The sequence below is a fragment of the Polaromonas sp. YR568 genome (genome assembly GCF_943369415.1).
Taxonomy (GTDB): Bacteria; Pseudomonadota; Gammaproteobacteria; order Burkholderiales; family Burkholderiaceae_C; genus Polaromonas.
Genome location: NZ_CALRNF020000029.1, coordinates 56,492 through 81,944, shown reverse-complemented (window position 1 = coordinate 81,944; position 25,453 = coordinate 56,492). Strand labels below are relative to the sequence as shown.

Sequence of the window (25,453 nt, the reverse complement as noted above, 5' to 3'; positions counted from 1 at the left end):
CCGCGTGCTTTTTCTTCCGGTGCCGCGTCAATTTGGTCGTAGCCCTTGGCTTCGCCGCCGAACTTGGCCGCCAGAACCGTCGTGATCGCCGCCGTCAGCGTCGTCTTGCCATGGTCCACGTGGCCGATCGTGCCAACGTTGACGTGCGGTTTGGTCCGCTCAAATTTGCCTTTTGCCATTTTTCTCTCCAGATAAAGAACATGCCCGTGTACGGTTTAACGTCTGCACTGTGTTGCTGATTCACTTCGCACGGGTACAAAGTGGCACACAATCGCAGACAAGGAAAAAAGCTGCCGGCCCCACGCAGGGCCGGCAGCTGACGTTACTTACTTGGCGCGTGAAGCCATGATGGCTTCCGACACATTGCGCGGTGCTTCAGAGTAGTGCTTGAACTCCATGGAGTACGTTGCACGGCCCTGCGACATCGAACGCAGCGTCGTCGAATAACCGAACATTTCGGACAGGGGCACTTCTGCCTTGATGGCCTTGCCGCCACCGACCATGTCTTCCATGCCCTGCACCATGCCGCGGCGTGAGGACAAGTCGCCCATCACGTTGCCGGCGTAGTCTTCAGGCGTCTCGACTTCCACGGCCATCATGGGCTCCAGGATCACGGGGCTGGCCTTGCGGCAGCCTTCCTTGAAACCGAAGATGGCGGCCATCTTGAACGCCAGTTCGTTCGAGTCCACATCGTGGTACGAACCGAAGTGCAGCGTGACCTTGACGTCGACCACGGGGTAGCCGGCCAGCACGCCGGACGTGACGGCTTCGTTGATGCCCTTTTCCACCGCGGGGATGTATTCGCGAGGAACCACACCGCCCTTGATGGCGTCGACGAACTCGATGCCCTTGCCGGCTTCGTTGGGTTCGATCTTGAGCACGACGTGGCCGTACTGGCCCTTGCCGCCGGACTGGCGCACGAACTTGCCTTCAGCGTCTTCCACCGTCTTGCGGATGGTTTCGCGATAGGCCACTTGCGGCTTGCCCACGTTGGCTTCCACGCCAAATTCGCGCTTCATGCGGTCGACAATAATTTCCAGATGCAACTCGCCCATGCCGGCGATCAGGGTCTGGCCGGACTCTTCGTCGGTCTTGACGCGGAAAGAAGGATCTTCCTGCGCCAGGCGCTGCAGCGCGATACCCATTTTTTCCTGGTCGGCCTTGGTCTTCGGTTCCACAGCCTGCGTAATCACGGGCTCAGGGAACACCATGCGCTCAAGCATGACGATGGCATCGGGATCGCACAGGGTTTCACCGGTGGTCACGTCTTTGAGGCCCACGCAGGCGGCGATATCGCCGGCGCGGATTTCGCTGACTTCTTCACGGTTGTTGGCGTGCATCTGCACGATACGGCCGATACGCTCTTTCTTGCCCTTGATCGGGTTGTAGACGCTGTCGCCCTTTTTCAGGACGCCGGAGTAAACGCGCACGAAGGTCAGCTGGCCCACGAACGGGTCGGTCATCAGCTTGAAGGCCAATGCGGAGAACTTCTCTTCGTCGTCGGCCTTGCGGGTGACGGGCGCCTCATCTTCGTCCATGCCCTTGACGGGTGGAATGTCGATGGGCGACGGCATGAATTCGATCACGGCATCCAGCATGCGCTGCACGCCCTTGTTCTTGAATGCGGAGCCGCAGTACATCGGCTGGATTTCGCTGGCGATGGTACGCGTGCGGATGCCCAGCTTGATTTCGGCTTCGGTCAGGTCGCCTTCTTCAAGGTACTTGTTCATGAGCTCTTCGGACGACTCGGCGGCGGCTTCGACCATCTTTTCGCGCCATTCCTTGGCCAGCTCGACGAGCTCGGCGGGGATGTCGCTGTAGGTGAACTTCATGCCTTGCGAAGCTTCGTCCCAGATGATGGCCTTCATCTTCAGCAGGTCGACCACGCCGGTGAAGTTTTCTTCGGCGCCGATGGGGATCACCATGGGCACGGGGCTGGCCTTCAGGCGCAGCTTCATCTGCTCGACGACCTTGAAGAAGTTCGCGCCGGTGCGGTCCATCTTGTTGACGAACGCAAGGCGGGGAACCTTGTACTTGTTGGCCTGGCGCCAGACGGTTTCGGACTGGGGCTGAACGCCGCCCACTGCGCAATACACCATGCAGGCGCCGTCAAGCACGCGCATGGAACGCTCGACTTCAATCGTGAAGTCCACGTGGCCCGGGGTGTCGATGATGTTGATGCGGTGCTCGGGCAGGGACGTGTCCATGCCTTTCCAGAAGCAGGTGGTGGCGGCAGAGGTAATCGTGATGCCGCGCTCCTGCTCTTGCTCCATCCAGTCCATGGTGGCCGCGCCGTCGTGAACTTCACCAATCTTGTGGTTCACGCCGGTGTAAAAAAGGATCCGCTCGGTGGTGGTGGTCTTGCCGGCATCAATGTGCGCGGAAATGCCGATGTTGCGGTATTGGGAAATGGGGGTAGCGCGGGACATAAATTACTTTCAGTTCGGGGTTACGAACAAAGACTCGTTGAAGGACTGCCCGGCACCCGGGCATCCTTCATTTTTTCTACGCGTCTGCCGGCCGGAAATGGTGTTGTGCACCACATCGGCTGGCAGAAATTGGGGTTGAACCGCCGGCAATCAAGGTGACATCACCCTGAAACCGCCCGGCAACCCGTCAATTCAGCGCAGCAAATACTGCAATCGAAAAATTAGAAGCGGAAGTGGCTGAAGGCCTTGTTGGCTTCTGCCATGCGGTGAACTTCGTCACGCTTTTTCATGGCACCGCCGCGGCCTTCGGTCGCCTCCATCAGCTCATTGGCCAGACGCAGGGACATGGACTTCTCGCCGCGCTTCTTGGCGGCTTCCTTCAGCCAGCGCATGGCCAGGGCCATACGGCGGACAGGACGCACTTCAACCGGCACCTGGTAGTTGGCGCCGCCGACGCGGCGGGACTTCACTTCAACCATGGGCTTGATGTTGCCGATGGCCATGTGGAAGGCCTCGAGCGGGTCTTTGCCGGGATTCTTTTTCTCGATAAAGTCGAGCGCGCCATAAATGATGCGCTCTGCGACGGCCTTTTTGCCGCCTTGCATGATCACGTTCATGAACTTGGCGAGATCAACATCGCCAAATTTTGGATCAGGAAGAATTTCACGTTTAGGGACTTCGCGACGACGTGGCATTTTTTCACCTCTTTGCTTCAGTTGGCATTGCTTTTGGCAACACCGCGAGAGTTATCAAACCCTCACTTACTCGACCGGCGCAACTATTTGCACTTGGGTCACTCCGTTTCAGACACCTGCCAGGGCGAATGAAACACCTTGTTTTAAAGAACTATCACAGACTTGCGTGACAACTCTTCTGGCGCGAGCTCTCAGTGAAGAGAAAACCCGAGCCGGTTGGCTTATTTGGCCTTTGGCTTCTTCGCACCGTACTTGGAGCGCGACTGCTTGCGGTCTTTCACGCCTTGCAAGTCGAGCGAACCGCGGACGATGTGGTAACGCACACCGGGCAAATCCTTGACACGACCGCCGCGAACCAGCACCACGCTGTGTTCCTGCAGGTTGTGGCCTTCGCCGCCGATGTAGGAAATGATTTCAAAACCGTTGGTCAGGCGCACTTTGGCAACCTTACGCAGAGCGGAATTGGGCTTTTTAGGCGTCGTGGTGTACACACGGGTGCACACACCGCGGCGCTGCGGGGAATTTTCCATCGCAGGGCTCTTGGACTTGATCTTTTCGACCTCGCGCCCCTGACGGACTAACTGATTGATGGTTGGCATTGAAAACGTCCCTAAACGTCTGAAAACTAATTTACCGCGTTGATGCGGCCACAAATATTTCCCGCTGTAAAAGCGGAAAAGCCTTCTAGTATAAACCGGTTAGGGAAAACGCTCAAGCAAAAGGCGACGAGTGCCGGCCAAGTTCACCGGCACCACCACAGTACCAAGCCTTTTCCGAAGACCTGGCATTCCCCGGCGGAGTTCGAATTCACGAATGTTAGCGCACACTCTCTCAGAGCCTGTTCAAGCGCTTTACTTGATCCAGAGCCGGATGGCATCCCAGGCGCGGCCCAGAATGCCGGCCTCTTCCACAGCTTCGAGCGCCACCAGCGGCACCTCAGCCACGGGCGTCGGGTTGTCGCCCAGCATCACCTTGAGTGTGCCCAGCGATTGCCCTTTGGCGAATGGCGCAACCAGTGGGTCGGGCCGGGCCACCTGGGTTTTGACCTTGGGCGCACTGCCGGCAGCGACGGCGACCACGATGGCCTGGGGACGGCCCAGCTTCACCGTGGACGATTTTCCCTTCCAGACGGAAGGCGTGACCACGGCCTGGCCGGCGTCAAACAGCTTCACGGCTTCATAGGCGGTGTAGCCCCAGTTCAGCAGTTTTTGCGATTCGTTGGCGCGGGCGCTGTCGCTGGACGTGCCCAGCACGATGGCCAGCAGGCGCCGGCCGCCGGGCGCGCCGGCGGCGCCCAGGTTGGGAAAGTCGCGCTTGGCGGTGGCGATCATGCAGAAGCCGGCGGCATCGGTGTGGCCGGTCTTGAGGCCGTCCACCGTCGGGTCGCGGAACAACAGGGTGTTGCGGTTGGTGTCGTTGGCCGCCGGGGTGCCGGGGTAGCGGTATTTCTTGATGGCCGAGTAGCCGATGTAGTCGGGGAAGTCCGTCATCAGGCGTGTGGCCAGGATACTGAGGTCGCGCGCCGTGGTGGTGTGGCCGGGTTCCGTCAGGCCTTCGGGATTCTTGTAGGACGTCGATTTCATGCCCAGCGCCTTGGCCTGCTCGTTCATGAGCTGCACAAAATGCTCGGCCGTGCCGCCCACGCCTTCGGCCAGCGCCATGGTGGCGTCGTTGCCCGACTGCACCACCATGCCCTTGATCAGGTCCTCGACGGGCACTTGCATTTTTGGGTCGATGAACATGCGCGAACCCGGCATTTTCCAGGCGCGCTCGCTGACACCGAAGGTCTGCTTGAGGTTGATCTTCTGGGACCTGAGCGCGTCGAACACCAGGTATTCGGTCATCAGCTTGGTCAACGACGCCGGCTCGACCGGGGAATCGATGTCCTTGGCGGCCAGGATCTGGTTGGCGGTCACGTCCAGCAGCAGGTAGGAGCGCGCGGCGATTTCGGGAGCTTGCGGCACCTGGGCGTGCACAGCGGGCAGCACTGCGGAAAAAGCCAGTAAGACGGCGGCGGTAAAGGCGCGCAGGCCATGGGCTGGGCGGAGGGCCTTGAATGAAGCTTGCATTGGGTATCGCTGGAAGTAGGGAATGGAACGGAAAAGCCTGACGGCGCGGGTCAGGCGGAGGGCGAAGACAGGTGGCGAACCACAAGATTTTTCAACAGGGGCAATTGTCCATGAAAGAAGTGGCCGCCCCCGGGAACAACCGTAACAGGCAGTGCCTGCGGGCGCGCCCAATCCAGAACGGCCGAGAGCAGCACGGTGTCGTCCTGCTCGCCGTGCACAACCAGGGTTTTGAGGTGGGCGGCTTCGTCAATCGGCGCGGCCGGCGCGCGGGTGACGCTGGTGCCGACCAGCACAAGCTTTTCGATATTGCGGCTCGCGCCCAGGCGCTGGAAGGCGTGCGTGGTGACGAAAGCGCCGAAGGAAAACCCGGCGAGTGCCAACGTCTGCCCGGCACTCGCCGGGGCCGCATGCTCCACCACTGCGAGGAAGTCCTCGAGTTCGCCCCGGCCTTCGTCGTGGCTGCCGGCGCTGCCGCCCACACCGCGGAAGTTGAAGCGCACCGCCGTCCAGCCGCAATGCACAAAAGCCCGGGCCAGCGTCTGCACCACCTTGTTGTCCATGGTGCCGGCAAACAGCGGGTGTGGATGCGCGATGACCGCCACGCCGCGCGAATCGCCGGCGGGCAGGTCCAGCGCGATTTCCAGCGCGCCCGCCGGGCCTTCGATGATGGATTTGCGGGTTTGGGCGTTCACAAAGAGGACTCTTTCATTTCCGGGAATCTGCTATCTATATATATAGAGGGACGTGGCCAACCCCAGCCGGGCGCACGCGGTGGGCCTAACGCCCCAGATGCGGCGGCGTCAGCAGGCGCTCGACCACCTTGCCGTTTTTGAGGTGCGACTCGACGATCTCGTCGATGTCGCTGGCGTCCACATAGGTGTACCAGACGGCTTCCGGGTAGACCACGGCCACCGGCCCGCCGGCGCACCGGTCCAGGCAACCCGCCTTGTTGACCCGCACCTTGCCGGGCCCGGCCAACCCGGCCGCCTTGACCTGAGACTTGCAGCGGTCGAATCCGTCCTGCGCGCGGTGGTCGGCGCAGCAGTCTTCCCCGTTGGCGCGCTGGTTCAGGCAAAAGAAGATGTGGCGTTCGTAATAGGAATTTTGTTCAGGCATGTCGAGACTTTAGAGGATTGCGGCGGGCCCCACTCCCCGCCGGGTCAAGGCCGCGGCTGGCGGCCTGAAAGCCGCACCAGCACATAAAGCAACGCCGCATAGGGCCAGAGCCAGCCCAGCCACTGCACCACGCCGTGAAAGCGGATGAAGCGGCCCTGCTCCCAGGTTTGCAGCGTCTGCGCGAAATAGGGGTCGGCGGGCGCCTGGTTGAGCAGCCCCAGGTGGATGGCCAGCGCGAGCAGTGCCAGCGCCGCCGCGGCGCGGCGCGGCACGGCCAGCAGCAGCACCGCCAGCAGCGCCGCCAGGCCTATGCCCACCTGCACCGGCACGTCCAGCCAGGCCCAGGCGTGGTCCGGGCCGTAACTCAGGGCCGCGGACAGCGCCGACGCGGCAATGCCCACCGCGATGGCCGTCGCCGAAAAAGCCGCCCGCTGCCAGAGCGTGCGCACCACGCAATACCCCAGCAGGCAGGGAATCAGCGCGCCCAGGGCCACGCACAGCAATTCGGCGATAGGAACCAGGGGCTGCAGCTCCACGTCGCGCACCGGCATCCATTCCAGGAAAGGCGTATCTGTCAACACCTCGGCCAGGGCCGTTTCCAGCCGTTCGAACACCTGCCCCAGCCCCATGGGCACCGAGGCCGGAAACAGCAGGGCCGGCGGCCAGAGCAGCAGCAGCACCAGCGCGCCCCGCGCATCCTGGGCAAACCAGCGCGCACGAAAGCGGCTCCAGCGGTCCACCACGCCGGTTTTTTCCAGCGCCCAGGCAAAGCAGGCGCCCAGCCAGGCGCCCACGGTGTTGAGCAGCAGGTCGACGTTGGAGGGAATGCGCGACGGCAGGTAGCTTTGCAGCGTTTCCATCGCCAGCGACAGCAGGCCGCCGGCCAGCACCGCCACCGTCACGGCCCAGGACACCCGCCGGCTGCGCAGGGCCGCCAGCGCCAGCAGAAACCCCAGCGGCGCGTAACCCAGAAGGTTGGCGCCCACGTCGAAGCCCGTCCAGTACTGCGGCAGCGGCGCCGTCAGGAAGCGAAAAGGGGAAATCCCCTGGTCACGCCAGTCGGCGAAGGGGTACAGGCTGGCGTAAACAATCAGGCAAATCGCGGCCAGCGCCAGCGGCCAGGCGGTGGTCTTATGAACACCCTTTGGATTTGGCACACCCCCGCCGTTCTCACTGCGCTTCGGGACGACCTCACCCCTGACATCCTCACGATGCAACGCATCGTGTAGTTCTGCCTCCCCTTGCAGGGGACGACGCATCACGCCCGGCAAAGCCGGTTCGTCCGCGTCTGCTGGTGAATTCGGGGAAGGCACTGCGTTCGCTGGTTGTCAGAAAGGCTTGACCACGACCAGGATGACCGCAGCCAGCAGCAGCAGCACCGGCACTTCATTGAACCAGCGAAACCATTTGTGGCTGCGGGTATTGCGGTTGGCGACGAACTTCGCCAGCAGGCGGCCGCAGGCGTGGTGGTAGCCGATCACCAGCACCACCACGGCCAGCTTGGCATGCATCCAGCCGTTGCCCGGGCCGCGGCCTATGCCGTAACCCAGGTACAGCCACGCGCCAAAAACCAGCGCCGGCACGGCCAGGATGGTGGTGAAACGCATCAGCTTGCGCGCCATCAGGATCAAACGCTCCCGCTCCGCCACGCTTTCCGGCGGCACCATCGCCAGGTTCACAAAGATGCGCGGCAGGTAAAACAGCCCGGCAAACCAGCTGGCGATAAAAACGATGTGGAGTGATTTGACCCAGAGCATGGACAAAGTGTAGCCCCCACGCTCCCCACTGCGTGTGGTCGCTGCCCCCCAAGGGGGCCGCCCGCCTGCGGCCCGGCAAAGCCGGTTCCGCGGCTCATGCTGGTTTAAGACCTTGAGACGATGGCAGCACACAGCCGCGCGTTCAGAAATCCGTTTACCGGGATGAAGCGCAAGGCGCCCGGAGCGCAGGACACCGGAATGGACATGAGTCCATGAGGATTCCGAGCACCGCGCAACGCCGCGATTCGCCCGGCAAACGGATTTATGAATGCGCGGGGCAAAAAAATGCCCGGTTGGCACTAAGGCCAGCCGGGCTGTTAAGCCTTTTTGCTGTCACACGCAAAGGCCCCGCTCAGGGAGGAAAAGCGGGATGCGGCTACCAAATTGGTAACTACACGTATTAATTCTAACCAAGGGGCTCGGGCCTTGGCAATGGTTTCATAAGTAAACTAAGAAACTTTCATGTAAAGCTGGGGCAGGCGCCATCAGGTTAAGGCTGCGCGCCAAATACTTGGCGGGTTTGAATAAAGCTTTGGCACAATTTGCCCATGACTTTTCACGCCTCCAACTTCGCCCCCTTTCCGGCGGGCCGCCCCCGGCGCCTGCGCCGCGACGCTTTCACGCGCAACCTGGTACGTGAGCACACGCTTACTCCGAGCGACCTGATTTATCCCGTGTTTGTTGTCGACGGCAAACAGCAACGCCAACCCGTGGCGTCCATGCCCGGCGTCGAAAGGCTGAGCCTGGACCTGCTACTGCCGGTGGCCGAGGAGTGCGTGAAGCTGGGCATTCCGGTGATGGCGCTGTTCCCGGTGGTGGACGCTTCGCTCAAAACTTACGACGGCAAGGAAGCCACCAACCCCGACGGCCTGATCCCGCGCGTGGTGCGCGAGCTCAAGAAGAATTTCCCCGGCCTGGGCGTGATGACCGACGTGGCGCTGGACCCTTTCACCACGCACGGCCAGGACGGCCTGCCGGACGACAACGGCTACATCCTGAACGAAGAGACGGTGGAGATGCTGGTCCGGCAGGCGATGTGCCAGGCCGAGGCCGGCGTGGACATGGTCGCGCCCAGCGACATGATGGACGGCCGCATAGGCGCCATCCGCCAGGCGCTGGAAGCCCGCAAGCTGATCCACACCCGCATCATGGCCTACAGCGCCAAGTACGCCAGCGCCTTCTACGGCCCCTTCCGCGACGCGGTCGGCTCGGCCGGCAACCTGGGCAAGGCCGACAAAAAGGTCTACCAGATGGATCCGGGCAACAGCGACGAGGCGCTGCGCGAGGTGGCCATGGACATCGCCGAAGGCGCCGACATGGTGATGGTCAAGCCCGGCATGCCCTACCTGGACATCGTGCGCCGCGTGAAGGACGAGTTCAAGGTGCCGACCTTCGCCTACCAGGTCAGCGGCGAGTACGCCATGATGAAGGCTGCCGCGCAGAACGGCTGGCTGGACCACGATGCGGTCATGATGGAAAGCCTGCTGGCCTTCAAGCGCGCCGGCGCCGACGGCGTGCTGACCTATTTCGCCATCGACGCCGCCCGCAAGCTGCGCCAGGCCTGAGCGGTGCGCGTCTTCAACATCACCGCCGGCAGCCAGGGGGTCATGGAGACGGACGCCCTGCCCACCCAGTTGCCCGCCCAGGGTTTCGTCTGGGTCGCCTGCGCCCGCCGCGAGTTCGAGGTGCTGCAGGCCCAGATCCAGGCCAGCCTGCAACTGCTGTGCGGCACCCAGCTGGTCGACCTGCACGTGAGCGACCTGCTGAACAACCAGTTGCCCTCGCATTACGACTACACCTCGCAGTACGACATCCTGGTGTTCCGCCGCCTGGCCGCCGGCCAGACCGAGACCGACCCCAGCCGGCCCGGCGAGCCGTTGCAGGAGCGCATGAAACGCAGCGGCCCGCCGGTGCTCAAGCGCATAGACACCAGCCCGGTCGGCTTTGCCGTGTTCGACCAGTTGCTGCTGACGGTGCACCCCACCGATTGCGCCGTGCGCGACGCCTATGCGGCGCGGCTGCTGAACGCCACGACGGCCGAGTCGCGCTCCAGCGGCGTCAAGCTGCCCGCCAGCCCCGCCGACATGATGCTGCGCATCGTCAACCAGATCGTGGACGGCTACCTGGAACTGCGGCGCGAACTCACGCGCCAGCTGGACCACTGGCAGTCCGAGCTGCTCAGGCCCGGCACGCGTTTTACCAACTGGAGCTCGGTGCTCGACGCGCGCCTGGCCATGCACCAGCTGGACGAAATCTGCGAGGACCAGCGTTCGGCCGTGCAGGACTGGGTCGACTCCCTGGAGACCTGGCCCGAGGGCGGAACGCCCGCCGCGGTACGCGAACGCGAGCTGCTCAAGGTGCGCTCGCGCGACGTGCTGGAACACATCGAGCGCGTGGTCCACCACGTGCGCCGCATGGAGCAAAGCGCCGAGACCGCGGTGCAGATGCATTTCTCGGCGCAAAGCAACCGCACCAACGACATCATGCGCACGCTCACGGCGCTGACGGCCATCTTCCTGCCGCTGAACCTGATCACCGGCTTCTTCGGCATGAATTTCGAGTTCATGCCCTTTCTGCACACCAGCGCCGGCTTCTGGTGGACCGCCGGTTTTATGGTGCTGATCGTCGTCGTGGTCGTCACCGTGTTCTGGCGCAAGCAATACCTGGCACGCACGCGCCGTTAGGCGCGCCGCAAGCGTTCAGCCCACCATCCGCCGGAGATCCATCCCATGACCGCCCCCCTCGCCCGCTTCTTTTTCACCGGCCCCTCGCTACTGCGCGCGCCTTTCCTGGCCTTGCTCGCCGCCTCGGCGTTGCTCGCCGGCTGCGAGAGCCTGAGCCCCGCCGAATGCGCCACCGCCGACTGGCGCCAGCTGGGCGTGCAGGACGGCAGCCGCGGCCGCACCGACCGCGCCGCCGACTACTACGAATCCTGCGCCAAGGCCGGCATTCCCGTGAACGTGGCCGTCTACCGCGCCGGCCGCGTCCAGGGCCTGCAAAGCTACTGCCAGCCGGCCAATGCCCTGAACGAAGGCCTGGCCGGCAACAGCTATGAAGGTGTCTGCCCAGCGCCCCTGGACCAGAACTTCCGCAACATCCACGGCATTGCCTGGCGTGAGCAGGACGCCCGCAAAACCCTGGAACGGCTGCAGCGCGAGCAAGACCAGATGCAGGCCGAGCTGCGCGATTCCAAAACCGCCGACGACCGCAAGCGCACGCTGCGCGAACTGCTCTCGCGCTCGGACCGCCGCATTGAAGAGGCCCGCTACGCGGTGCGCGACGCCGGCTACCAGCTGGACCGCCTGCGCAGCGACATGCGCCAGCGCGGCCAGTACTAGCCGACAAAGCCGCCATGCAGCCCGCCCCCCTCTCCAGCGGCGGTTCCGGTGTGAAAGTGGGCTGTGCGGGCTGGAGCCTGCCGCGCGAGACCCGGCCTGAATTTCCTCAGGACGGCACCCACCTGCAGCGTTATGCCGCGCGCTTCAACGCCGTTGAAATCAACTCCTCGTTTTACCGCCCGCACCAGCCGGCCACCTATGCGCGCTGGGCCGAAAGCGTGCCGGCGGATTTCCGCTTTTGCGCCAAGCTGCCCAAAACCATCACTCACGAAAAACGCCTGCGCGATTGCCAGGGGCTGCTGGACGCCTTCCTGCCGCAGGTCACCAGCCTGGGCGAAAAGCTCGGCTGCCTGCTGGTGCAGCTGCCGCCCAGCCTGGCCTTTGATGCGGCAACGGCGACGGCCTTCCTGCGTGAACTGCGCCAGCGCCATGCCGGCGGCGTCGCACTGGAGCCGCGCCACGCGAGCTGGTTCACGGCGGCGGCCGACGAGGCGCTCAAGGATGCGAAGGTCGGCCGTGTGCTCGCCGACCCGGTGCTGTTCGACGCGGGCCGTGATCCCGGCGGCTGGCCCTCGCTGGTGTATGTCCGCCTGCACGGCTCGCCGCGCATGTATTACTCGGCCTATGCGCGGGACATGCTGGATGCGCTGATTGTCCGGCTCGAACTAGAGGCGGCGTCTGACGCCTCGGTCTGGTGCGTCTTTGACAATACAGCGAACGGCGCCGCGGTGCCCGATGCGTTGTACCTTGCGCGGGGCCTGGCACAGCGTTGACCGCGCCGGCCCGTGCCACCCGCGAAAGGATATCCATGAAAAAACGCTTCGGTGTAAACACCCCGCCCAAGGTCTGCGCGGACGACCTGACGCGCGAGAACGTGCAGTCCATGCGGCGCGTGGAAGAGGCCGCGCTGGCCAACCGCAGCCGGGCCGACCGCATGGCGGCCTTCATTGCCAGGTTCTGCGGCTCCATGTCTTTTGTCTGGCTGCATGTGCTCGCCTTCGCATGCTGGATAGGCGTCAACTCCTGGCCCGGGATGGCGCACTGGGACCCCTACCCCTTCACCTTCCTCACGCTGGTCGTGTCCCTGGAAGCGATCTTTCTCTCGTCCTTCATCCTGATCAGCCAGAACTACGAACTGCGCATCAGCGACAGGCGCAACCAGCTGGACCTGCAGATCAACCTGCTGACCGAGCAGGAGAACACCAAGATGATCCAGATGCTGGAGCGCATCGCCAAAAAAGTCGGCGCCGACGACGGGAGCGACCCGGACGTGCGCATCCTCAAGGAAGACATAGACCCGGAAAAGCTGGTGGCGCAGATCGAGCAGGCGCAGCGCGAAAATCCGGCCCCGCAACCCTCCTAAAGGCCGCTCAGATCCAGGGCTGTGCCAGGCCTTCGGCCTCAAAAGCCCTGATCACCGCGGGCCGCGCCAGCGCGCGCCGCAGGTAAGGGCCCAGGTGGGCACGGTCACGCGCGGGCTGGGACGCGAAGTTGCGCGTCCAGCGGCACAGCGTCAGTGCATAGATGTCCACTGCCGAATAGTTCGCGCCCAGCAACCAGGGCTCAGCATGCGTCTTCTCCAGCCGCGCCAGTTCGGCATCCAGTTGGTCCAGCATCAAGCCGACTTTGGCTTCGGCGTGCGATTTCAATTCGGCCACACCCGCGCTGTTGCCGGCGTCCATCCAGCGGTCTGTGTAGAAGTAGATGATCAGCGTGGACTGCAGGGTGTTGGTCAGCCAGACAAGCCACTTGTAGAAGTGCGCGCGTTCCGCCGTGCCCAACGCGGGGGCCAGGCCGGCTTCGGGATGCATGTCGCACAGGTGCAGGCAGATCGCGGCGGTCTCATAGAGCACAAGCTCGCCGTCCACCAGCGTCGGGATCAGGCCATTGGGATTGAGCTTGCGGTAGGCCTCGGAACGGTGGGCGCCCGTGCTGGTGTCGACCAGGATTTTTTCAAAGGGCACGCCCAGTTCCTGCAGCAGGATGTGGGGCGCCATGGCGGCAGAGCTTGGGGAAAAGTGCAGCTGATACATGGCCGCTATTGTGTCGCCACTGCGTAAATGCCCGCCGCATTACTCCACGCAATCCGGCGCGCCAAGTCCGGCGGCAGGTCGCCCAGCCAGGCGCGGTAACCCTTCATGAGCTCGTCGTAATACAGCCAGCGCTGGTTGACCCAGGTGTCGGAGCCGATCATGAAGCGGCCCGGGTATTTGAGCAGCAGTGCGCGCCATTCCGGGCAAAGCTTGCCACCTTCGCAGGTCAACCCCGGCCGGTAAGACAGCTCGCCCATCAGCTGCGGGTATTTGCCCAGCAGCGCATCGACCCGCGCCACCGGCGTGCCGCCTATGCCGGTATGCGCCCACACCAGCCGGGCATCGGGCGCATGGGCCATCAACAGGTCTATCGCGGTGTCGTCCACGTGGGCGAGGATGGCCAGCTTGTTTTTCGCGGCGAACTGCATCAGCTTGCGCGCCACCGGCCCGTTGGCATTGGCGCTGTCGTAGAGGTGGAATTCGCCTATGCCCTTGTAAGGCCCGGCCTGGTCGCCGCTGACGCCGCGCGCGAATTCGGCCTGCACCATCTCGTAAATCGTTTCGTCACGAAACCAGTTGTCGTAGTCGGCCCGGTTGCGATAGAGGCGTATGAAGGGCACGACGGTGACGCCGGCCTTGCGGGTCTCAGGCATGGCGGCCAGCGATTTCGTGCCGTCATTGGGCCGCGAGTTGGCGACGATGGCTTTCACCCCGTTGCGCTGCATGCGCGCCAGCACGTCGGCCGGTGAATGCGGGCCGCTGTTACCGTTCCAGGCCTCCTCGTTGTAGTGCAGGTGCGCGTCAAACAGCGGCCCGGCATAGTCGGCCGCGAAGCCCGGCGCGGCGAGCGCCGCCAGGACGATGGCTGCCCATGCGCCGCGCATGCCGTCAGGCCAGCTTGGCGGCGAAAAAGGCCAGCGAGCGCTCGCGCGCCAGCTTGGCCGCCGCTTCGTCATGAGCGCCGCGCTGGTCGCAGTTAAAGCCGTGATCGGCTGAATAGATATGGGTCTCGACTTCCGGATGCGCTTTGATGAACGCGTGGATGGTGTCCAGCGGAATTGAATGGTCGCGGTCGCTGAAGTGGGCCAGCACGGGGCATTTGGGTTGCAAGGCGACCTCGGCCTCCGCCGTCATGCCGCCGCCGTAGTAAGGCACCGCCGCGCTCAGGCCCGTGAGCAGGCATGCGGCGCGCCAGGCCAGGAAGCCGCCCCAGCAAAAACCGATGATGCCGACCTTGCCGCCGGCTTTCGCCGCATGGTCGATGGCGGCCTGGATGTCCGTCAGCACGCCCGGCGCGGGCAACCCGTTGACCGCGGCTTTCAGCGCGATGCCCTCTGTCACCCCGGCTTCGTCGTAGCCCAGGTCAACACCGGGTTTGACGCGGTGAAAAGTCGCGGGCGCCACCGCCAGGTAACCCTGGGCGGCGAAGCGGTCCGTCACGGCCTGGATATGCGAGTTGACACCAAAAATTTCCTGCAGGACCACGATGGCGGCCTTGGGTTTGCCCGCGGGCTCGGCCACGTAGGCGGGAAACACAAAGCCGTCGGCGGCGGTGAGATTGATGAATTGGCCCATGGGGAATGCTCCTTCAGTGTTTGCGTAATTGGGAATGCGGGGTAAGTCCGGCGGCCGCGTCAGGCGCCCGCCATGAGTTTTCGTTCAACGAAATCAAGCCGGTCCTGGCCCCAGAACAGCTCGCCGTCAATGACGTAGCTGGGCGCGCCGAACACGCCGGCATCAATCGCCTGCTGGGTGTTGGCCTCGTAGCGCTCCTGCACCGCCTGGCTGAACGATTGCTCCAGCCGTTCCGCGGCCAGGCCGCATTCGGCAAGCAGCTCGGCCAGGACCTTCTCGTCGGCGATGTGGCGCTCTCGCACCCACACGGCACTGAAGATCGCGCCGCCGATTTTCATCGCGGCTTCGCTGCCGTCGTGCAGATCCACCGCGATGATGAGGCGCGACGCGTCGTCGCCGGAAACCGGGAAGTATTTGGGCTTGAGGTTGAGCGGCGCGTGCAGGTAATCCGAATAGCGCTGCAGTTCCAGCAGCCGGTAGGCCTGGCGCTGCGGCGCCCGCTGGCCCAGCGGCAAGCCGCCAGAGATCGGGAACACCTTGCCGCCCAGGTCTATGGGCAGCACCCGCACGGTGGCGCCTGCCGCGCGGGCGATCTGCGCAAAACGCTCGTGGCCCAGGTAAGTCCAGGGGCTTTGCGGGGTGAAATAGTAGTCCACGGTGGTGCTCAAGTTTGTCTCCGTCTGGGTCTCTGGATGGGTGGGTGGCGCCGCCGGGCGGGCGGCTGGTGCGCAAGGGGCCGCTTAGGGTACATTGACCCGCCAAGTCCCCGTTTTTACCCGGGATTGCCATTTTCTGCTGGAGGTGCGGTTTGTCAAAAGTTGTTCTGGTTACCGGTGGTTCGCGCGGCATAGGCGCAGCGTCGGCCCTGCTGGCGGCGCGCCAGGGTTGGGCGGTGGCCGTCAATTACGCCAGCAACTCGCTGGCCGCCGACGAAGTGGTGCGGCAGATCCGCCAGGCCGGCGGCAACGCCATCACGGTGCAGGCCGACGTGGCCGACGAGGCGCAGGTGCTGGCCATGTTTGAAAAAATCGACGCCAAGCTGGGCCGCCTGGAAGGCCTGGTCAACAACGCAGGCGTGGTGGACCGCACCACCCGCGTCGACGCCATGACCCTGGCGCGGCTGCGGCGCATGTTCGAGATCAACGTCTTCGGCTCTTTCCTCTGCGCGCGGGAGGCCGTCAAGCGCATGAGCACCCGCTACGGCGGCGCGGGCGGCGCCATCGTCAACGTGTCCAGCGCGGCGGCGCGGCTGGGGGCGCCGGGCCAGTATGTGGACTACGCGTCCGCCAAGGGCGCCATCGACACCTTCACCATCGGCCTGGCCAAGGAAGTCGCCGGCGAAGGCATACGCGTGAATGCGGTGCGCCCGGGCATCATAGACACCGACATCCACGCCTCGGGCGGCCTGCCCGACCGCGCCCGCGAGCTGGCGCCCCAGGTGCCCATGCAGCGCCCCGGCACCGCCGAGGAAATCGCCGAGTCCATTGTCTGGTTGCTCGGCGACAATGCAAGCTATACAACAGGCGCGTTACTCGATGTCGCAGGCGGCAGGTAGATGTGGCCCCCACGCTTTTCGCTTCGCGTAATGCGCTGCCCCCCGAGGGGGCCGCTGCGCCTGCGGCCCGGCAAAGCCGGTTCCGCGGCCCCTGCTGGAATGTGCAAGGCAGCTACTTTTGCGTCTGCCTCTTGAGTTGTCTTTAAGGAGGAACGATGGATTTCAAACCGCTCGTCACGCTGCTGGCCATCGTCAACCCGCTGGCGATCGTGCCGTTTTTCATCCACTACACGCAGGACTTTTCCGACGAGCAGCGCCGCCGCACCGTGCTGGTCGCGTCCTTCACCGCCTTTGTCGTCATTGCCGTCAGCGCGTTGCTGGGCCTGCAGATCCTCGACTTCTTCAGCATCTCGCTGGCCAGCTTCCAGGTCGGCGGCGGCATGCTGCTGCTGATCAGCTCCATGAACATGCTGAACGCGCAGCCGGCCGAGGCCAAGCCCCAGACCAACGAAATGGAAGACGGCGCCGCCAAGGCCGCGCGCGGCGCCAGCATCGCCGTGGTGCCGCTGACCATCCCGCTGCTGACAGGGCCGGCCACCATGTCCACGGTCGTGATTTACGCCGAAAAGGCCAAGACGGCGCTGCAGCTGTCGATGCTGGTGGGTTACGGCATCGTGATAGCCCTGGCCACCGCCATCTGCTTTTCGCTGGCCGAACCGATTGCCCGCGTGCTGGGCAAGACCGGCATCAACGTCATGACGCGGCTGATGGGCCTGATCCTGGCCGCGCTGGCGGTCGAGGTGATGGCCGACGGGCTGGGCAAGCTGTTCCCCATCCTCAGGTCCTGAACACGGATGACCAGCGCGCGCATCCTGCTGGTCGAGGACGACCCCGCGATTGCCCGTTCCATCATCTACACGCTGGAGCGTGACGGCCTCACCGTCACCCACAGCCTGCTGCTGGGCGATGCGCGCATTCAAATCAGCCGGCAACCGCCCGACGCGGTGATCCTGGACGTGGGCCTGCCCGACGGCAGCGGCCTGGACTTGTGCCGGGAGCTGCGCGCGGCCGGCAGCCTGCCGGTGCTGATGCTCAGCGCGCAGGGCGAGGAAATCGACCGCGTGCTGGGGCTGGAACTGGGCGCCGACGACTACGTGAGCAAACCCTTCAGCCCGCGCGAGCTGCTGGCACGCGTGCGCAGCCTGCTGCGGCGCGCGCGCATGCCGGCTCCCGCGCCGGCGCCGGCGGGCAGCCCTTTCGAGCTCGACATCGCCGGCCAGCGCGTCAGCCTGCACGGCCGCCCGCTCAACCTCACGCGCCGCGAGTTCGGGCTGCTGGCCGACCTGCTGCGGCACCGGGGCCGCATACGCTCGCGCGATGAACTGCTGGACGCGGTCTGGGGCGCCGGCTCTGACAGCACCGACCGCACGGTGGACACCCACATCAAGACCCTGCGCGCCAAGCTGCAGGAGGCCAGCCCGGGGCAAGACTGCATCACGACGCACCGCGGCATGGGTTATTCCCTCGACATAGACCGCGTCAGAGGCAACTGAGATGCGCCTGGGCATACGCCTGCTGTTCGGCTTTTTCCTGGTCACCGGGCTGGCGGCGTTTTTCACGCTGCGCGTCTTCATGGCCGAAGTCAAACCCAGCGTGCGCGAGGTGATGGAAGACATGATGGTGGACACGGCCAACATCCTGGCCGAACTGGCCGGCGACGACCTGGCGGCGGGCGCCATCGCCGAGGGCCGCTTTGCCGGCCATGTGCGCAACTACGCCAGGCGGCCCATCGACGCGCAGATCTGGGGCATGGCCAAGCAGTCGCTGGACTTTCGCGTCTACGTCACCGACGCCGCCGGCAAGGTGGTGTTCGATTCGGAAAACGTGGCGACGGGCCAGGACTATTCGCGCTGGCGCGACGTGGCCCTGACCCTGCGCGGCGAATACGGCGCGCGCGCCACCCGCGAGGTGCAGCAGGACGACCGCACGTCGGTGATGTACGTGGCGGCGCCGGTGCAGCGGGACGGAAAAATCATCGGCGTGCTGACCGTGGCCAAGCCCATGTCCACCATCCAGGCCTTCATAGACCGGGCCGAGCGGAAAATACTATTGAGCGGCGCACTGCTGCTGGTGCTGTCGCTGGCCATCGGCGTGGCCGTGACGCTGTGGGTGGTGTGGAGCATTCGCAAGCTGCGCCGCTATGCCAACGCCGTCGGCCAGGGTGAGAAACCCGCGGTTCCGCAGATACCGGGCGAGCTTGGCGACCTGGCCATGGCAGTCGATGCCATGCGCCTGAAGCTCGAGGGCCACGAGTACATAGAAGATTACGTGCGCGCCCTGACGCATGAGCTCAAGAGCCCGCTCGCTGCGATCCGCAGCGCGGGTGAGCTGCTGAATGACGAACTTCCCGAAGACGCGCGCCGCGAGTTTTCCGGGCAGGTATTGGCCCAGTCCGGCCGCATGCAGGCGCTGGTGGATCGCATGCTCGAGCTGACGAAGCTGGAGCAGCGCCATGCACAGGTAGAGCGTGAGCGCCTTCTGTGGTCCGGCGTCCTCCAGCCCTTTGAGGTGGCGGCGGGCGGCCGGGCCCAACATGTCGTCGAAGTCGTAATCAGCCCGGAACATGCCGGGGTGCATGCGGAGCCCGGCCTTCTGGGCCTGGCGCTGAGCAACCTGCTCGAAAATGCGCGCTCTTTCGCGCCCGAGGGCTCGACCATCACGCTGGAAGCCGGGCCCGACCGCATCGCCGTGCAGGACGGCGGCCCGGGCGTTCCGGACTACGCCCTGCCCCGGCTGGGCGAGCGCTTCTTCTCGACCGTGCGCCCCGACGGCCACACCAAGGGCTCGGGCCTGGGCCTGGCCATCGTGCGGCAGATCATGCTGCTGCACGGCGGCCGCATGGTGGTGCGCAACACGCAGCCCGGGCTGCGGGTCGAGCTGCATTTCTAACCGGGCCGCGCCCATCAGCCTGCCGCCTTCACAGGTTCGGGCTTGGGTGCTTCAACCTGCTTGAAGCGTGCATACCAGTCGACCTGGCGCGTCAGCATCATGATGACTGCGAGCACGGCGAACAGGGCAATGGCACCCAGCAACAAAGCTGTTTGTTCACGTTGCAACAGCACAAACAACATGCCGTACAAGGTGGCGATACCCAGGCCGAAGGGCAGGCCGCGCGACCAGCGGCCCAGCATGTGGCTGGCGTAATAGGTGAGCAACAGCACGCAGGCGGCCGAGGCGATGGCGTAGGCGCTTTCAAACGGCATGTGCTCCGAGAGGCTCACAAGCAGCAGGAAGAACATGCTCATCGCGGCGCCCACCAGAAGGTACTGGATGGGATGCACGCGCAGCGACTTCATGAACTCGAACATGCCGACCGCCAGGAATGTCAGGCCTATGAACAGCAGGCCGTACTTGGTGGCCCGGTCGCTGAGGGCATAGGTGTTGGAGGGGTCGACAAAAGTCACGCTGAAGGCCTCCACGCAGGTATTGTTGGCCGAACCGTCGCTGTAAGACGGGCAAACAGCCTTGCGCTTGCCCGCATCCACTTGCGTCACGTCCTGCTGCGCGGTGCTGGCCAGCGAACTGACGCGCCAGCTGGCCTCAAAACCCTCATCCGTGACCTTGCGGTCCACCGGCAGGAACTGGCCGCTGAAGCTCGGGTGCGGCCAGTTGGAAGTGATCTGCACACGGGTGTCGCCGCCCAGCGGCACGATGGAGATGCTTTCGGTGCCCACCAGCTCCAGTTCCATCTGCGCCTGCAGCGGCAGGGCGCCTATCAAGGCCATGGGCAGCGGTGCATGCACGCCACGCGGGTAGCTGCCGTAGAACGTGCCGGGTCTGAGCGCCAGCACCTGCTCACCGATCTTCACGCTGGCGTGCCGGATACCGCGTGAGTCGGAGACCGCCATCATCAAGAGTGGCTGGCCACAGTTCATGCGCGAGCCGGCATGCTCTGCGACGGGTTTGAGCGCTTCAGTGCCGGCCCATTCGGCCACGATGTCGGCCTTAAGGTTAAAGACCTGCGTCGCGTGCAGGCCGCGCGCGCGCGGCTCCAGTTTGCTGGCGCCCTTGAGCGTCAATGAAGCCGGTGCGGCCACCAGCGTGAATTCGCGCCGCTCGGTTTGCACCTTCTTGTCTTCATACCTGACGTCCCATTCCTCGGTGCAGGCGCGGTGGATCAGCGGGCCTGTCAGCGTCTGCGAACCGGCCAGGCTTTGGGCGATGCTTTGGATGGCAATCTGGCGGTAGCTCTGGCGGTCGTGCACCACGTCGCTGATTTTGAGCAGGGCAAGCACCAGCAGCAAGATCACCAGGGCGAGTGCGCCAATTTTTTGTTTCATGACTTCCTTTCGTTTTTGAACAACGAAGGGGAGTGTGCAAATCCTGTGTGAGGTCAAGATGAGCTGCGGCCTGCCTGTGTGAAGCGAGGGTGAATTGACCGTATTTACCAGCGGGCAGCCGCGGAACCGGCTTTGCCGGGCCGCAGGCGCCGTCCCCTGCAAGGGGAAAAGGGTTACACGAAGTGAGCCCGATAGGGGTGTGCCAATTTTTCGGCTTCGCCGGCCGCAGGCGCCGCCCCCTTGAAGGGGGAACGGGCTACACGCAGTGAGCCCGGACGGGGGTCTATTTTTTTCTGAGCAGTTTGACCAGCTGGTTGCTGGTATTGCGCAGTCGCTGCGCCATCATCTGCGTGATCTTGACCAGCAGCTTGGCGCCCACGCCGGGATGGTCGCGGATCAAAATAGCGATTTCATGGCGGCCCCAGACGCCGACCTCCACGGCGTCGATGGCGGTGCAGGTGGCGTAACGCGGTTCGCTGTCCAGCATGGACATGTCGCCCACGGCCGCGCCGGCGCGCACCACGGCCACGCGCGAGACGACGGGCTCCGCGTTTTCATCCGCATCCGTGCGCGCCGCATCGGCCGGCGTCTCCAGGCGCTTGGTCACGTCGACCGTGCCTTTGAGCACCAGCATCATCCAGTCGCCGAATTCGCCTTCGCGGATCATCACCTGGCCGGGCTCGGCGCGGACCAGCAGCATGGACGCGCCCAGGATGTCGGCTTCGGCGGGCGTGAAGTCCTGCAGCAGCTGCGAGGTCTGCAGCAGGTCCGGGCCGTAGCCGCTCAGGCGTTCGCAGCAGCCGAAGACGTGCAGCCCGGCGGCGTCCAGTTGTTCTTCCAGCGTTTTCATGGCGCGGTGCGCGTCAGCGCGCGGCGGCTTGCTGCAGCCACTGGTCTATCTCTTCAATGGCCGCGTCGGTGGCGGCCGTCAGGGCCTGCACGCCGCCGGGCGCGTCGCTGCTGGGCGCGGGCCGCTGCACGATGACGTTGCGCTGGCCGACCAGCTTGTCGCCGGCCGGCGTGACTTCCACCAGTGTGGCGCGCAGGCGGATCAGGCCGACGCTGGTTTCGGGCGCGGTGAACAGCTGGCTGAATTCTTCAAGGTCCAGGCGCAGCAGCAACGGCAGCACCGCGTTCTGGCTGCGGTTGAGCGCCACGCTGGCGCCGGCGTTGAACACGGCGCGGCGCTGGCCCAGTTGCTCGCGCACGCGCTGGCGCACCAGCTGCGCGGGCGGCATGCTCCAGCGCGCCTGCGAATAGGGACGCAGCTGCTGCGCGTCGGCATAGCCCAGCCGGTAGAGCACCGCCATGTTGTCCAGCGCGCCGCCCGAGGTCGAGATGTCGTCCAGCGCGATTGCCGGTAGCGGCGCCTGGCGCGTCGTGGGCAGGGTCGCCAGCGGACCGGGGCCGAAGTCGTACATGGTGGCGCGCGTCGGCTTGTCGGGCAGGCCCGAGCAACCGGCCAGCGCCAGCGCGGCCAGCAGCGCGCATACGAGGCCGGCGGCGCGCGAAGACACTTTGGAAGAGGGTTTGGAAAAAGAAGTCGTCATTTTTTCACTCCAGAGGCGGAAAAGCCGGGCTCGCCCGGGCCGGGCACGGGCGGGCCGTTGCCGAAGATCAGCGACTGCGGGTTGTCGTCGACCGCGCTCACGGTGCGGCGCAGCTGGCGCATGGCGCGCGCGGTTTCGTCGGCAACCTCGCCGAGCTTGGGCAGCGTGCCGGCGCTGAAGGTTTCCACGCCCGCGGCCAGCGCGGTGCCGCCTTCGGAGAGCTTGTCCAGCGGCCCGCCCTTTTCGCTCAGGCGCGTGGCGGTGGCGCTGATGTCGTCGGCCGCCGTCTTGATGGATTTGAGCGTGGCGGTGGAGTCGCGCGACAGCGCCGGCAGGGATGCCACCGTCGGCTCCAGCCCCTTGGCCACGCGGTCCATGCTGCCGGCGGCATCGCCGATCTGCTTGATGGCCGCGCTCACGGCCTGCTGGTTTTCGTCGGACAGCAGCTTGTTCAGGCGCGTGCTGGCCTGCTCGACGTGGTCGAGGATCACCTCGCTTTGCTTGAGCAATTTATCCAGCCCGCCGGTCTTGATCGGGATGCGCGGCGGGTCGTCGTCGTTGACCACCAGACGCTCGGCGGACTTTCCGTCGTCGTCGAGCTGGATGAAGCCCAGGCCGGTGACGCCTTGCGAGGCCACGGTGGCGAAGGTTGACTTGGTGACGGGCGCGTCGCGGTCTATGGAGACGCGGATCAGCACGTTGCCCTTGACCTTGGTGTCAAAGCCTATGAGTTCGACCTTGCCCACCGGCACGCCGCGAAAGCGCACCGCCGCCTGCGGTTGCAGGCCGGAGACGGTTTCGCTGGTGCTCATGTCGTAGAGGTCGCGCTGGGTATTGTCGCGCGTGAGCCAGATCGCCAGCAGGGCCAGCAGGGCGGTGACCACCAGCACAAACGCACCGGCGGCCATGGCATGGGCTTTGTTTTCCATAGTGATGCCTTTCTAGACTGTGAAAGGGTATTCGCGCAATAGCTCCATTGCGCGCTGACCCCTTTCTCCGAGAAAAAATTCGTGAATAAAAGGGTGCGGGAAGGCCACCACTTCCTTGGGAACGTCGTTGACGATGACCTTCTGGTCGGCCAGCACCGCGATGCGCGTGCTGAGCTCGAACAGCGTGTCCAGGTCGTGCGTCACCATCACCACCGTGAGCTCCATGTCGCGGTGCAGCGATCGCAGCAGCGAGACGAAGCTGTCGGAGCTTTCCGGGTCCAGCCCGGCGGTGGGCTCGTCGAGCAGCAGCAACGGCGGGTCCATGATGAGGGCGCGCGCCAGCGCCACGCGCTTGACCATGCCGCCCGACAGGTCGCTGGGCATCTTGTCGGCAGTCTCGGGCGAAAGGCCCACCATCTGCAGCTTGACCATGGCCGCCTCGTAGATCAGCGGGCGCGGCAGGGTCTTGAGTTCGCGCAGCGGAAAGGCGATGTTCTCCAGCACGGTGAAGGCCGAGAACAACGCGCCCTGCTGGAACAGCATGCCGACGCGGCTGGCCGCGCCGCGCTTGCCGAGTTCGGCCGCCGGCCGGCCGAGCACGGTGATCTCGCCCTGGGTTGGCTTCTCCAGCCCCAGCATCTGGCGCAGCAGCACCGTCTTGCCGGTGCCCGAGCCGCCGACCAGGGACAGCACCTCGCCGCGCTCCACAGTGAGGTCCAGGTCCTTGTGCACCACGGATTTCTTCTCGCCGTTGGGGAACACGGTCCAGAGTTTTTTGATCTCGACGATGGGATCACTCATGAGGAAAACGCCGAAGGTGTTTTGAAGAATGCAGTTTTCCGCCGGGCCGCCCCAAGGAAAACGAGCCCCCTCGGGGGGACAGAGAGCCACACGCAGTGGGCGAACGTGGGGGCCGTAGTCATATGCCGACGCTTTTAAACAGGACGGCGAACAGCGCGTCAACCAGAATTACGACGGTGATCGAGGTGACCACCGACGCCGTTGTGCCCTGCCCCAGGCTTTCGGTGTTGGGCTTCACACGCAGGCCGTAGTGGCAGCCGATCAGCGCGATCAGCACGCCGAACACCACCGACTTGGCGGTGGCCAGCGAAAGGTTGGCCACCTCCACCGCGGCCGGCAGCGAGTTGATGAAGTAGGACGGCGTGATGTCCATGGAGACGTTGGCAGCCAGCATGCCGCCCAGCAAGGCGGCGATGGTGGTCCAGACGCTGATCAGCGGCATGACCACGGCCAGCGCCAGCGCGCGCGGCATGACCAGCCGGAAGCCGCGCGGAATGCCCATGACGCGCATGGCGTCGAGCTCTTCCGTGACCCGCATCACGCCGATCTGCGCGGTGATGGCCGAGCCGCTGCGCCCGGCGATCAGGATGGCGGCCAGCACCGGGCCGAGTTCGCGGATCAGCGAAATGCCCAGGATGTTCACGATGAAGGCGTCGGCGCCGAACTGCTTGAGCTGCTGCGAGATCAGGTAGGCCAGCACCACGCCGATCAAAAAACCCACCAGCGCGGTAATGGGCAGCGCGGTGGCGCCGATGTGGAACAGGTGGCCGGACAGGTCACGCCATGGGCCCTCCTGCGGGCGCCGGACCAGGCGGATGATGTCCAGCAGCAATTGCCCGATCAGCCGCACCAGTCCCTTGAGGTGGTCGACCAGCCGCAGCACACGGGTGCCCAGCACGATGAAGGGCTCGGTCCAGTCGGACTTGCGGGGTTTGGGCGGTTCGGCGTTGAATTTGGCGACGGTTTCCAGCACCGCGCGCTGGCTGGGCTCGGCCTGCAGTTGCGCCGGCCAGTTGCGGCCCCAGTGGTTCCACAGCACTTGCGCGCCGAGGTGGTCCAGCTTGCCGATCTGCTCAAGGCTCCAGCCGGCCGGGGAGCCGGCGCCATCGCCCAGCTCCCGCAACTGTGCGGTGAGCGCTTCCCAGACATCCTTGGAGGTGAGGCCGGCCGCCGTCCACGCACCTTGCACGACAAACAGCCGGCCCTGCGGCGTGTCCTGCTGTTCGATGCGGGGCGTGGAATCTTCCATAAGCATTCGGTGTAGCCAGGCGCGAGCCGGCGGTCTTCAAACGCGCGAAACACAAAATTGCCATGGTAACTGCTGAA

Annotated in this window: 28 protein-coding genes; 9 read left to right on the top strand and 19 right to left on the bottom strand. The window is 64.8% G+C overall.

Annotated features, from left to right (window positions below; all coding sequences use genetic code 11):
* The 9 genes from ACLV74_RS18055 to ACLV74_RS18015 all read right to left on the bottom strand — a co-directional run.
* The coding region (locus tag ACLV74_RS18055; RefSeq protein WP_411879669.1) for a GTP-binding protein at positions 1-179 on the bottom strand (179 nt) is incomplete at its 3' end.
* Positions 180-326: 147 nt separating this feature from the next.
* Positions 327-2,429 (bottom strand): elongation factor G, encoded by a 2,103-nt coding sequence (fusA, locus tag ACLV74_RS18050; protein WP_411880788.1) that lies wholly within the window; start codon positions 2,427-2,429, stop codon positions 327-329.
* Between the two features lie 221 nt (positions 2,430-2,650).
* The gene (gene rpsG / locus ACLV74_RS18045) at positions 2,651-3,124 is read right to left on the bottom strand and encodes a 30S ribosomal protein S7 (protein WP_011481226.1); all 474 of its coding nucleotides are present in this window, start codon (positions 3,122-3,124) and stop codon (positions 2,651-2,653) included.
* A 221-nt stretch (positions 3,125-3,345) separates the two neighbouring features.
* A complete protein-coding gene (gene rpsL / locus ACLV74_RS18040; RefSeq protein WP_092130055.1) occupies positions 3,346-3,723 on the bottom strand; it encodes a 30S ribosomal protein S12 in 378 nt (125 codons plus the stop codon).
* A 252-nt stretch (positions 3,724-3,975) separates the two neighbouring features.
* On the bottom strand, positions 3,976-5,193 hold the full coding sequence (locus ACLV74_RS18035; protein WP_411880787.1) for a D-alanyl-D-alanine carboxypeptidase family protein: 1,218 nt from the start codon (positions 5,191-5,193) through the stop codon (positions 3,976-3,978).
* A 50-nt stretch (positions 5,194-5,243) separates the two neighbouring features.
* Entirely contained in the window at positions 5,244-5,885 is a 642-nt protein-coding gene (locus tag ACLV74_RS18030) for an alpha/beta hydrolase (RefSeq protein ID WP_411880786.1), read from the bottom strand.
* A gap of 85 nt (positions 5,886-5,970) precedes the next feature.
* Positions 5,971-6,309: a (2Fe-2S) ferredoxin domain-containing protein gene (locus ACLV74_RS18025; RefSeq protein ID WP_411880785.1), complete on the bottom strand. Its 339-nt coding sequence runs from the start codon at positions 6,307-6,309 to the stop codon at positions 5,971-5,973.
* Between the two features lie 44 nt (positions 6,310-6,353).
* Positions 6,354-7,466 carry a VanZ family protein gene (locus ACLV74_RS18020; RefSeq protein ID WP_411880784.1) on the bottom strand — a complete coding sequence of 371 codons (1,113 nt, stop codon included), beginning with the start codon at positions 7,464-7,466 and terminating at the stop codon, positions 6,354-6,356.
* A 171-nt stretch (positions 7,467-7,637) separates the two neighbouring features.
* Positions 7,638-8,066, bottom strand: a complete 429-nt coding sequence (locus tag ACLV74_RS18015) for a CopD family protein (protein ID WP_411880783.1) — start codon at positions 8,064-8,066, stop codon at positions 7,638-7,640.
* Positions 8,067-8,614: 548 nt separating this feature from the next.
* On the opposite strand from ACLV74_RS18015, the gene hemB reads away from it, so the two are divergent.
* Genes hemB through ACLV74_RS17990 form a run of 5 tightly spaced genes read left to right on the top strand, consistent with a single transcriptional unit; the run spans position 8,615 to position 12,767 of the window.
* Entirely contained in the window at positions 8,615-9,631 is a 1,017-nt protein-coding gene (gene hemB, locus ACLV74_RS18010) for a porphobilinogen synthase (protein WP_411880782.1), read from the top strand.
* Positions 9,632-9,634: 3 nt separating this feature from the next.
* Positions 9,635-10,750 carry a magnesium transporter CorA family protein gene (locus tag ACLV74_RS18005; RefSeq protein WP_411880781.1) on the top strand — a complete coding sequence of 372 codons (1,116 nt, stop codon included), beginning with the start codon at positions 9,635-9,637 and terminating at the stop codon, positions 10,748-10,750.
* A 45-nt stretch (positions 10,751-10,795) separates the two neighbouring features.
* A complete protein-coding gene (locus ACLV74_RS18000) occupies positions 10,796-11,404 on the top strand; it encodes a DUF2799 domain-containing protein (RefSeq protein WP_411880780.1) in 609 nt (202 codons plus the stop codon).
* A gap of 14 nt (positions 11,405-11,418) precedes the next feature.
* On the top strand, positions 11,419-12,177 hold the full coding sequence (locus ACLV74_RS17995) for a DUF72 domain-containing protein (protein ID WP_411880779.1): 759 nt from the start codon (positions 11,419-11,421) through the stop codon (positions 12,175-12,177).
* Positions 12,178-12,212: 35 nt separating this feature from the next.
* A complete protein-coding gene (locus ACLV74_RS17990) occupies positions 12,213-12,767 on the top strand; it encodes a DUF1003 domain-containing protein (protein WP_411880778.1) in 555 nt (184 codons plus the stop codon).
* Between the two features lie 7 nt (positions 12,768-12,774).
* Here ACLV74_RS17990 and ACLV74_RS17985 read toward each other — a convergent pair whose 3' ends face one another.
* Genes ACLV74_RS17985 through ACLV74_RS17970 form a run of 4 tightly spaced genes read right to left on the bottom strand, consistent with a single transcriptional unit; the run spans position 12,775 to position 15,680 of the window.
* Positions 12,775-13,437 carry a glutathione S-transferase family protein gene (locus ACLV74_RS17985; protein ID WP_411880777.1) on the bottom strand — a complete coding sequence of 221 codons (663 nt, stop codon included), beginning with the start codon at positions 13,435-13,437 and terminating at the stop codon, positions 12,775-12,777.
* 5 nt (positions 13,438-13,442) lie between these two features.
* Positions 13,443-14,321: an amidohydrolase gene (locus ACLV74_RS17980; RefSeq protein WP_411880776.1), complete on the bottom strand. Its 879-nt coding sequence runs from the start codon at positions 14,319-14,321 to the stop codon at positions 13,443-13,445.
* A gap of 4 nt (positions 14,322-14,325) precedes the next feature.
* On the bottom strand, positions 14,326-15,012 hold the full coding sequence (locus ACLV74_RS17975; protein WP_411880775.1) for a dienelactone hydrolase family protein: 687 nt from the start codon (positions 15,010-15,012) through the stop codon (positions 14,326-14,328).
* A 59-nt stretch (positions 15,013-15,071) separates the two neighbouring features.
* Complete coding sequence (locus ACLV74_RS17970) at positions 15,072-15,680, bottom strand: 2-hydroxychromene-2-carboxylate isomerase (protein ID WP_411880774.1); 609 nt, start codon at positions 15,678-15,680, stop codon at positions 15,072-15,074.
* A gap of 140 nt (positions 15,681-15,820) precedes the next feature.
* Between ACLV74_RS17970 and ACLV74_RS17965 the strand changes: the two genes are divergently transcribed.
* The 4 genes from ACLV74_RS17965 to creC all read left to right on the top strand — a co-directional run bounded on the left by ACLV74_RS17965 (position 15,821) and on the right by creC (position 19,456).
* Positions 15,821-16,567, top strand: a complete 747-nt coding sequence (locus ACLV74_RS17965) for an SDR family oxidoreductase (RefSeq protein ID WP_411880773.1) — start codon at positions 15,821-15,823, stop codon at positions 16,565-16,567.
* Between the two features lie 155 nt (positions 16,568-16,722).
* Positions 16,723-17,355: a MarC family protein gene (locus tag ACLV74_RS17960; RefSeq protein WP_411880772.1), complete on the top strand. Its 633-nt coding sequence runs from the start codon at positions 16,723-16,725 to the stop codon at positions 17,353-17,355.
* Between the two features lie 6 nt (positions 17,356-17,361).
* The gene (gene creB / locus ACLV74_RS17955; protein ID WP_411880771.1) at positions 17,362-18,060 is read left to right on the top strand and encodes a two-component system response regulator CreB; all 699 of its coding nucleotides are present in this window, start codon (positions 17,362-17,364) and stop codon (positions 18,058-18,060) included.
* Position 18,061: 1 nt separating this feature from the next.
* The gene (gene creC, locus ACLV74_RS17950; protein ID WP_411880770.1) at positions 18,062-19,456 is read left to right on the top strand and encodes a two-component system sensor histidine kinase CreC; all 1,395 of its coding nucleotides are present in this window, start codon (positions 18,062-18,064) and stop codon (positions 19,454-19,456) included.
* A 14-nt stretch (positions 19,457-19,470) separates the two neighbouring features.
* Here the strand turns inward: creC and creD are convergent, their stop codons facing one another.
* The 6 genes from creD to ACLV74_RS17920 all read right to left on the bottom strand — a co-directional run bounded on the left by creD (position 19,471) and on the right by ACLV74_RS17920 (position 25,376).
* On the bottom strand, positions 19,471-20,847 hold the full coding sequence (gene creD, locus ACLV74_RS17945) for a cell envelope integrity protein CreD (protein WP_411880769.1): 1,377 nt from the start codon (positions 20,845-20,847) through the stop codon (positions 19,471-19,473).
* 283 nt (positions 20,848-21,130) lie between these two features.
* The gene (locus ACLV74_RS17940) at positions 21,131-21,697 is read right to left on the bottom strand and encodes a Crp/Fnr family transcriptional regulator (RefSeq protein ID WP_411880768.1); all 567 of its coding nucleotides are present in this window, start codon (positions 21,695-21,697) and stop codon (positions 21,131-21,133) included.
* Positions 21,698-21,710: 13 nt separating this feature from the next.
* Complete coding sequence (locus ACLV74_RS17935; protein ID WP_411880767.1) at positions 21,711-22,397, bottom strand: ABC-type transport auxiliary lipoprotein family protein; 687 nt, start codon at positions 22,395-22,397, stop codon at positions 21,711-21,713.
* Complete coding sequence (locus ACLV74_RS17930; protein WP_411880766.1) at positions 22,394-23,326, bottom strand: MlaD family protein; 933 nt, start codon at positions 23,324-23,326, stop codon at positions 22,394-22,396. Before ACLV74_RS17930 ends, ACLV74_RS17935 begins: the two co-directional genes overlap by 4 nt.
* Positions 23,327-23,338: 12 nt before the next feature.
* Entirely contained in the window at positions 23,339-24,127 is a 789-nt protein-coding gene (locus ACLV74_RS17925) for an ABC transporter ATP-binding protein (protein WP_411880765.1), read from the bottom strand.
* A 118-nt stretch (positions 24,128-24,245) separates the two neighbouring features.
* Positions 24,246-25,376: an MlaE family ABC transporter permease gene (locus tag ACLV74_RS17920; RefSeq protein WP_411880764.1), complete on the bottom strand. Its 1,131-nt coding sequence runs from the start codon at positions 25,374-25,376 to the stop codon at positions 24,246-24,248.
* Positions 25,377-25,453: the final 77 nt, after the last annotated feature.